Genomic DNA, 8742 nt, shown 5'->3' with positions numbered 1-8742 from the left:
AAGCCGCGATGGACGTCGAGACTTTCCTGGGCCGCTTCTTCGGCCCCGGTAACGCGGCCTGGCAGGGACGGGATGCCCGTTCACCGGCCGCTGCGTTCCTCGCCGACTACCTCGCCCTGCTGACCGACGACTCCGACGTGCCGTACATCCTGCCGCGCAACGAGTCCGGTAACCCGCGCAAGCACGTCTACGTCATTCCCCGGCTCGGTCGACATGCAACGACGGTGCGGGAGTGGCTCACCGCGTTCGTGGTGCCCAGCCACGCGGCCTTCGTCAGCCGACCCGAGGTACTGCGGGCTGGCGATCCGGTCGACGACGCGGTGGCCGTGTTCGTCGGCCACCGCAAGGTGTATGTCCTGGAGCATCCGCAGGACAGCTCTCGTGACGTGTGGGCGGCACTTGCCCGGATGCGTCGGACCATCAAACAGCGACCGACCTCGTATTGGAGCGAGCTGGTGCCCGTGGGGCGACTGCTGGCCGAGTTCGACCTGGCAATGGCCGCGGGCGACCATCGCGCTACTGCCGAACTGCTGACCCGACTCGAGGGCACCGGCCTCAGCGGGATGAACCTTACGTATCTCGCCATCAAGCGGCTAGCCCGGCTGGGCAACCACGGCGAACTGCTGCGCCTGCCCGCGCTACGCGACGTGGTCGCCACCCGGCCACCCGCCCCGGTCCGCGAGGCGATCTTGGATGCGATCCACTCCACGGTGCTCGCCGGCCCGCTGGCCGACGGCGACACCGACGCGGCCCGGCAGGCGCTGGTCCTGCGCGGGGACTTGGTGCCGGCGCTCGCCGACGGGCCACTGGCCGGTTTCGGTGTCGAGGCCCTTGCTGTGATCGCGGTCGCTGCCTCGGCCAACGCGGACGTCGCGCTGTGGGATCGGCTTCGGAACGAAGACGTTGCGTGGCGGCAACTCGCCGCGGTCTGGCCTGACCTGCTGACGTCCGCCGGTGATCCAGCCTCAGCCGGCGACCGGCACAGCCTAACCGCCACCCTCCTGCCTCTTTCTCCCGCGACGATGGAGGCATTTCCCGCCGAGGACCTAGAAGACAGCCCGCCACCCCGGCCCATCGCGGCTCGGCCGGAATCCTGGCTAGAACTGGTGCGTGCGATCGCCATGGCCGAGGACATCAGTGCAGTGATCGCCGAAGCGGCCTGGCGCTCGTGGTCACCAGCGGCCACCTCCGACGCAGCGCTCGCCGATCTGCTCAACAGCCTCGACAACGACGGAGCCGAACGCGCTTGGACAATCGTCGGAGCTTTCGTCGACAGTGATGGCTATGGGCAGCCGGCCAGTCACACGGCACAGGCATTCCTGACTAACGCGCTGAGCCATAATCGGTTGCGGTCTAGTGACATGGCCGGCATCGTGGCTCTGTTGGAGATCACCCTGCGCGGTGGCCTGCCGGCGGCAGAGTACAGAACCCTGTTGGACGACCTCGGCGCTGAGAGTGACCGCTGGATCAGCGTGAACCAAGCCTCAGTCGTCTTGGACATGTGTGACGTAATCGCTCGCGCTCCCAGCCCCGACAAGGAGGCGCGCCTGCGGCTCTTTCAGTTGCTCCTGGCGCCACTGGCCCTTCAACTTAGCCGGCTGGAGGCCGACCAACTCGCGTTAGCTTGCCTTCTCAACGACGAATTTGATCTGGGTCTCGCCTGGATATCCCCGGCAAGCCCGCCGCCAAACCCCACACCGGCGCCCACGTCAGTGCGTGAGGTCCTTTTGTACTCTCTGGACGAAGGGGCACTGCGACGTGCGAGCAGTGTTCTGGCCGGACTCGCGCCGACGCTGAACGTGCAACTCAGTAGCGATCACGTTGGAAGCCGGCAGCTAAAGCAGTGGGTTCAGCGGGCCGACATCATCATCATGGCTACACGATGCGCCACGCATGCAGCCACAGGCTTCATCCGCTCGACTGCGCGTTCTGAAGCCACGATCCGTGAGGCTGAGGGTGCCGGATCTGCGTCGTTGCTGCGTGCCGTCAGTTCTGCGCTTGACGAACGTGGAGCGATTGCGGCATCGATTGCCTCTTGATTTGTGGTATCGCACGGCATAAGACCTCGCCGAGGTACCGACGCTACAGAGCCTACACGGCTTCAGATCGTCCTACAGTGGCTGAAAATGATCTCTGTTGCAGGTGTTCCGCCTTCCGCCATGCAATTGGCGCCTCGGCCCTGTTTATCAGCAAGGCCAAGGCCGCTATCGACTCCTCTAACAGTGCAAGCATTGCCCCCGTTGCCCGGCACAATCCTCGGGTCTGTCGCGAAAAGGGCTAGAAGAGCCGATTCGACCGATCGTGCCGCTTGCCCTGCTTGGCGTAATACGTGGAGACAAGGAAGTCGGTGATTCGTTGAATATCCCGAGGCGTGTTCTGGACATCGTTCCAGCGGCGCGGAATCCCGTCGCCGAGATCCCACGTGCCCTCGGTCCAGCGACAGTAATCCTTGACGGTCTTCAGTCCTGCGGCAAATCCCTGAGTATCCGGCACGTCGGCGCCGCCGCTGTTCGTGTCGGCGATGGCATCCATCAGGTAGCCCATGCTGATGATCCCGGCGCCGTGCATCAGCCGCGACTTGCGAGGGGACTTGCCCCACGCATCCTCACCGAAAACCTCCCGTACCGCCGTCCAGAAGTCGCTTAGTACGGTCACCATCAGTCCGATGTTGGGCAGCGTCCCGTCGCTTCCGCGGAACCGGTACAGGACACCATCCGAGATGCTGTTCTCGAGCATGCGCAGCATGGAGTTGTCCTTGATGACGCCCGTGGGATTGGTTGGCGTCTGGATCATGTGACGTAGCGGCGAACGCTCCTCGAAGTTGAGCCGCTCAAGGACCGTCGCGGGAAGTTGCCGTACGCGTAGTTGGTTCGGTAGCGGGCCGGACGCCGCCGGGAGCAACTCGTGGATCAGGCCCTTGGGAAGCGGCTTCGTGGAGTTGACCAGGATGAACTGCGACCGGTGGTCGGCCTGGTCGGCGGTAATGAAGGCGGTGACGCAGATAGGGAAGGCCGTGACTTCCGCGTCGCGGATGGCCGCGCAACGCTGCTGGCCGTCCACGATGAAGCCAGGCTTGTCGGCCTCCTCCCAGTCCTCGCTCACGGGTACCAGGAGGGTTCCCATGCGGACGTAGCCGGGTCCGTCGGTCGCGGTGTCGTCGGAAGGGACGAAGCGAACTCGGTCGTCGAAGGCGACGACGATCGCGTTGGGCAGCAGGGGGCTGTCGTCGGACTCTACGTAGCGGCGGATCGCCGCCACGTGGGCCAGGACCTCGGGCCGCTGGTAGCCGTGGAGTTGCTGCTGGCTGTCGCGTCGGACCCGCGACACGGCGGCGAACGACGGGACTTGCTTGCCGTCCACCGCAAAGGTGTAGAGACGGCGGTTCGGGCCCTGCCTGATCTCGAGAGCTGGAAGATGCAGCATCTGCCCGTGGCTCTCTGCCATGGCGCTCTCGTCTCCCTGCTTAGTCACGGTCGTCATCTCCAAGCTGCCGGCGCAGTCGCCGCCCGAATACGTGTAGGTTGTGGAAGCCGCGGCGCTTGTTGCGTTCCGCCCCGCGGAAGATGATTGTTTCGATGCCGGCCTTGTTGCAGATCGAGCAGTCGCAGGCCTGCCACGGCCGATTCTCGAGTGTGTCGCGGTACTGACTGCTCCTGTCCGCCTTGCCGTCCCATACCGCGCTGTAGGCGACGAGCGCCTCCAGGGCGACCTCTACGTCGACCTCGCCCCTGTCGAATTCTCGAAGGCGTGTCAGTGCAATGCGTTCCAACTGCATGGCCCGCCCTTGGCTGATCTCGCCTGAACGAATTCGTGCCTTGAGCTTCGCGTTCCCGTCGACCTGCGGGACGCGGAGCGCCACGTATGTCCGGTCGAGCGCGTAGTAGTTGTCCCGGTCATCCTTGAACGCCTGCCGGAAGGGCGACGTGCTGTCGAAACTCTTCACGCCGTGGCCGGCGAAGGTCGGGATTTCGTCGACGCGGCTGATACCCAGGAGATGCAACTGCGTGTCGGGCTCGCGTACGTCATCGATGGCGCGGAGGCAGGCGAGGATCTCCTTCGTCTTCAGCGGAACCATGCCACCGACCGCAATTCGTCGATACCCGATCCGTTGCAGTTCCACCACCGCATAGGCGTATGACTCCGGGCTCCAGCCCTGAGTCACCCCGAGAGGCGTGAAGTGGACGTCGCTTGCTGTACAGCGTTGCCAGAATTCTGCGGCAAGATCGAGCGTAATTTGCTGCCGGCGAACCCACTCCTTGGCCGCCTCGTCGGTCCGGAGGACCTTCGGCTCGTACTGAAAGATGACGTGGTCGACGGAGATGCCGTAGTCGAACCCGCACCCCTCGTAAAAGCCGATCACCTCTTCGACCGTGTAGGGCGGATACTCCTCGCCAACGTACGAGAAGGCTCCACAGTCGCCCATGATCTTCAGCGGGGCGCTGCCGTTGTCGAGGCGGAAGAACTTCCGCGCCCCTTCCCGGTACAGCCTGTGGCGCTGGGGCAGGGTGTACTTGCCGGTGCTGGAGCCGGCGGTCCCGTCCACGATGGCTTTGGAGACCAGGAGGCCGTTGAACGGCGGCGGCTTCAACACTTCGTGGGCGTACAGATCGTCGCGTTGGCGTACCCGGAACGGGTCGCGTTCCTCGGTAACGAAGTTGAACGTGGGGTCTACCTGGTCCTGGCTGTCGGGAAAGAAGAACTTCATCGAATTCCCGCCCGTTCGTTCAGGTAGACGCGGATTAGGTAGTTGGACAGTTCCTGCACGTGTCGGGATACGTTTTCGATCTCGTTCCAACGAAGGTTGAGCTCGCCCCACGTTCCTCCCGTCCACTGACAGTGCGGAGCGATCACTGCGAGGTGCTTGCTGACCAGTTGTGGGGCCTCGGGGAGGCGGGGGTCCACAGTGCCCAACACCCTATCCATCAGTCGTCCCATGGCCCTTATGCCTGCTCCATGCATGAGGCGGCTCTTGGTGGGAGCCTTGCCCCATGCGTCAGGAAAGGTGTCACGGACCGCTGACCAATAGGTGCAGAGTGCCTGGAGGATCCCGTCGAAGTCCGTCTCGTTGCGGGCGACGTCGCGGTAGGGGAAGAGGCAGCCGGCCGGTGAGGTGAGGCTCTCCTGGATCATCTCGACGACGAGGGTGTCTGTGATCACGGCGTTCGGTGCCTGCTGGCGGTTGGTTGACGCCCGTTTGATCAGCCCATAGAAGGGCGATGCCTTGTCGGCATTCAAGACGTCACACAGCGCCGAGGGCGCCTTCTTGATGGCGAGTCGCGGGGGTAGTGGGCTGTCGACCTCCGGCAGTAGCTCGGTCACGAGACCCCGCGGTAACGGACGGGTGTTGTTGATCCGTAGGAACTGGTCGCGCTGGAACCCGACGCTGTCCGCGACAAACGCGGTTATCGGTACCGGAAACTGCTGCCGCTGGGTACGTGACAGCGCGAGAGCCCGCTGTTGCCCATCGACGATCCAAGCGGGCTTGGGCTTGCCGGGTTGCGGCAAGGGAATGCTGAGCACCCCGGAGGTGGCGAGTCCGTCCCCGGCGCCCGGTCCTCTACTCGACTGGAACCGCACGTTGGAGGACAAGGCCAGGATGATGGGATTGGGGAAGACAGCGGCCTCGGTGTTGAGGTAGTCGACGATCTCTTGAATGTGCTTACGCACCTGTGGGCGTTGGTAGCCGATGAGCTTCCCGGCGTCGTCCCGACTGACCCGGGAGATGTCCGCGATTTGCAGGACCTCTTCCGCTTGGAGTGCGAAGAGGTAGAGGGCCGGGGTGCCGGGCTGGGCGATTCGCAGAGCACGGCGCGCTACGGTCTTGGAGTCGTGTGCGGGGGGCATCAGCGGCGCACGTCCAATTCGATTGCGTCAAAGATTTGTTTGAAACGTCCCTGCTCACATGACTTGCCGGAGTCCCGTAGCTGTCGGAGCAGACGCGTTGCCGAGGTTGGTCCGGCCGCTGCGAGTGGCCGGATGAAAGCCTTGACCTCATCGTCGGTCATGCGCTCGCGATGAGCCCTAGGCGCTGGCGGGGGCGCTGTGGCTGCCAGTTCATGAACCAGGGCGCGGAGGTGGGGGCGGCGGTGGGTGCCGGGATCCGCAGTAACGAGGCCGAGGAGGCGCTGCGCTACCCGGACGTTAAGGGCGAGCAGGCTGCCGCCGACTGCCGGCCTCATTAGAGCGGTTACGCCGACGACAAGTTCGTCCAGGTCGGGATCAGCCTGGGCCGGCCCGACGATCGTCAGCCGTTGTGGGTCGCTCACCTGCCCTGCCGCTCTACGGAGATCGTCACTGCACGCCCGAAGATAGGTGTCCGACAGGACGGCGATGATCGTGTCGTCGGGGTTCGTGCGGGCAAGGTCGTAGAACGACCGCGGCGCGCCGGGTTCCGGGCCGACCCATTCGCTAAGCCCGCGCCACCAGTCGCGGTTTTCGGCCGCCCTGCGCCCGACCGAGTCTGCCTCCCGCGTCGTAAAAGTCGCGGCATAGGGACGGATCTGTGCGGTGGCGGGGATCAATCCGTAACCCGCCGAGCAGACCCACAGTTGCGCTTCCGCGCGTACCGAGGTGGCCAGTTGACGTGCCGCTGCCCAATGCTCGCCGGCATAGAGTGAGGCGGCGGCAATGGAAGGTTGGCTGGGTTCGGACAGTCGTCGAAGCCACTCCGCAAGCCTTTGCCTCGGCGGGTTCTCCGACAGTGCTCCGACGCGCAGGTCGGCTGGCACCGCGAGACTCTTACGGTTGGTGCAGGTCACGACAATGTGTACGCGTGCCGGTCCTTCCGCCCGGTTGCTCTCCCGGGCCGGGCCTAGTGGATGCTCGTCGGCCGTCGCTTCCGTCACAAGGCATCGCCGCGGTAGACGGCGCCCGAGGTGCAGGTCTCCCTGACCACGATGGCTGATAGCGGCAGCTGATCGACGAGTCTCGCCCAGATCCATTGCGCCAGCACTTCGCTCGTCGGGTTCTCGAGACCCGGCACCTCGTTCAGGTAGTAGTGGTCCAGCTGCTCCAGGATGGGGCGGAACGCCGCCTTGATGTCACCGAAGTCCATCACCCAGCCCGAAGACGCACCTACCTCACCCCGTACGTGCAGTTCAACCCGGTAGGAGTGGCCGTGGAGACGGGCGCACTTGTGCCCATCGGGCACGTGAGGCAGGCGATGAGCGGCTTCAAAGGTGAATTCACGAAAGATTTCCATCACGCAATCCCGATGTACTTGTGCGTCTGCAAGCTCAGCGACCATTGAGGATGAGCAAGGCAGTAATCAATAGCGGCTCGGGTGTTCGCTGCCTGGTCGGGTCCGTCCATCGGTTGCAGGAGGAAGTGGCCGAAATCCAGGTCCGCGAATCGTTCGGGCTCTGCGCCATGCTGGGGGTATACGAGCTTGAGTTCGTTACCCATTCGGAGAACCAGGTTTGTCCCCGCTTTCGGGCTGACGCAAATCCACTCGATGCCGGCCGGTGCGGGCCGCGTCCCGTTGGTCTCGATAGCGACCTCGAAGCCTTGCTCGTGTAGCGCTTCGACGGCAGCGGCATCGAGTTGCAGCAGAGGCTCGCCGCCCGTGCAGACGACGTACGGCCTGCTTCTCGGGTGGGCTGCACCCGCCCATGCCTTAGCCACTGCGGCAGCAAGGTCTTGCGCCGACTGGAAGCGTCCTCCTCCTGGCCCGTCCGTACCGACAAAGTCGGTATCGCAGAACTGACAGATGGCCCGGTGGCGATCCTTCTCCCGGCCCGTCCAAAGGTTGCAGCTGGTGAACCGGCAAAAGACAGCCGGCCTCCCGGCATGCGTGCCCTCACCCTGCAGTGTGTAGAAGATCTCTTTGACCCGGTACGCAGACCTCAAGATGCGCCGCCGAGGACTGGATCCGACATGCCGAGCTCGGCAAATCCGCGGGTACGGAGCAGGCAGGAGTCGCAGCTGCCGCACGGCCGGCCGTCGACGGGGTCGTAGCAACTATGCGTGAGCGAATAGTCCACGCCCAGGCTGAGGCCCAGCCGAATGGTGTCCGCCTTTGTGAGGTGGATGAGCGGGGTGTGTATCTTCATTCGCTGGCTGCCTTCGACGCCCGCCTTGGTCGCAAGGTTCGCCATACGCTCGTAGGCCTCGATGTACTCGGGCCGGCAGTCGGGGTAGCCGCTGTAGTCGAGTGCGCTCACCCCGATGAAGATGTCCGACGACTCAAGCGTCTCCGCCCAGGCGAGCGCGAACGACAGGAAGATGGTGTTCCGCGCTGGCACGTACGTGACAGGGATCTCGGTCCCGATCTCCTCCGCGCTCTCGTGATGAGGGACCGCGAGGTCGTTGTCGGTCAGCGCAGAGCCGCCAAAGATCCGGAGATCGATATCGGCGACCACATGACGTGTTGCCCCAAGAGCCTTCGCGACCCGCGCGGCGGCTTCTAGTTCCACGGTATGCCGCTGCCCATACCGGAAGCTGAGGGCGTTGGCCTCGAACCCCTCGTTCACGGCCACAGCAAGGGCCGTAGCCGAGTCGAGACCCCCGCTCAGCAGTACTACAGCTTGAGGCTTGGCTGCTGACATCTGAGGCTCCTCGCTTCGTCAACGGTCGAGAAACTGCAGTGGCTTGCTCAGCCAGCGGGTGTGCAGTTATGGCTCGCAGGTTGCGTCACGTTACCCGAGTACTGCGCGTTGTCGGAAGGTGGCCAGGGCGTGTCTTCGGATCTCGTTAGCTACTGGTCGAAGGTGCGGCACAAGCCCAGCCACGACGTGCGGCGCT

8 protein-coding genes are annotated in these 8742 nt (G+C 64.3%); 1 reads left to right on the top strand and 7 read right to left on the bottom strand.

All coding sequences use genetic code 11. The features are described 5' to 3' along the window. Positions 1-8: 8 nt before the first annotated feature. The gene (locus V5O40_RS00040; protein WP_332903487.1) at positions 9-2039 is read left to right on the top strand and encodes a hypothetical protein; all 2031 of its coding nucleotides are present in this window, start codon (positions 9-11) and stop codon (positions 2037-2039) included. Positions 2040-2277: 238 nt separating this feature from the next. Here V5O40_RS00040 and dbpB (V5O40_RS00035) read toward each other — a convergent pair whose 3' ends face one another. From dbpB (V5O40_RS00035) to queC, 7 genes are all read right to left on the bottom strand, one after another. Then, on the bottom strand, positions 2278-3471 hold the full coding sequence (gene dbpB, locus V5O40_RS00035) for a DGQHR domain-containing protein DpdB (protein ID WP_332903486.1): 1194 nt from the start codon (positions 3469-3471) through the stop codon (positions 2278-2280). Then, positions 3464-4705: a tRNA-guanine transglycosylase DpdA gene (gene dpdA, locus V5O40_RS00030; protein WP_332903485.1), complete on the bottom strand. Its 1242-nt coding sequence runs from the start codon at positions 4703-4705 to the stop codon at positions 3464-3466. The genes dbpB (V5O40_RS00035) and dpdA overlap by 8 nt, the downstream gene beginning before the upstream one ends. After that, entirely contained in the window at positions 4702-5844 is a 1143-nt protein-coding gene (dbpB, locus tag V5O40_RS00025) for a DGQHR domain-containing protein DpdB (RefSeq protein ID WP_332903484.1), read from the bottom strand. Before dbpB (V5O40_RS00025) ends, dpdA begins: the two co-directional genes overlap by 4 nt. Next, a complete protein-coding gene (locus tag V5O40_RS00020) occupies positions 5844-6758 on the bottom strand; it encodes a hypothetical protein (RefSeq protein ID WP_332903483.1) in 915 nt (304 codons plus the stop codon). The genes dbpB (V5O40_RS00025) and V5O40_RS00020 overlap by 1 nt, the downstream gene beginning before the upstream one ends. An 83-nt stretch (positions 6759-6841) precedes the next feature. Continuing rightward, positions 6842-7201 carry a 6-carboxytetrahydropterin synthase QueD gene (gene queD / locus V5O40_RS00015; protein WP_332903482.1) on the bottom strand — a complete coding sequence of 120 codons (360 nt, stop codon included), beginning with the start codon at positions 7199-7201 and terminating at the stop codon, positions 6842-6844. Continuing rightward, positions 7201-7932, bottom strand: a complete 732-nt coding sequence (queE, locus tag V5O40_RS00010) for a 7-carboxy-7-deazaguanine synthase (protein WP_332903481.1) — start codon at positions 7930-7932, stop codon at positions 7201-7203. Before queE ends, queD begins: the two co-directional genes overlap by 1 nt. Then, on the bottom strand, positions 7845-8546 hold the full coding sequence (gene queC / locus V5O40_RS00005) for a 7-cyano-7-deazaguanine synthase QueC (protein ID WP_332903480.1): 702 nt from the start codon (positions 8544-8546) through the stop codon (positions 7845-7847). Before queC ends, queE begins: the two co-directional genes overlap by 88 nt. Positions 8547-8742: the final 196 nt, after the last annotated feature.

The sequence above is a fragment of the Micromonospora palythoicola genome (genome assembly GCF_036689795.1).
In the GTDB taxonomy this organism is placed as follows: Bacteria; Actinomycetota; Actinomycetes; order Mycobacteriales; family Micromonosporaceae; genus Micromonospora; species Micromonospora palythoicola.
The sequence above is the reverse complement of the archived record's forward strand: the minus strand, read 5'-3'. Positions and strand labels throughout refer to the sequence as shown.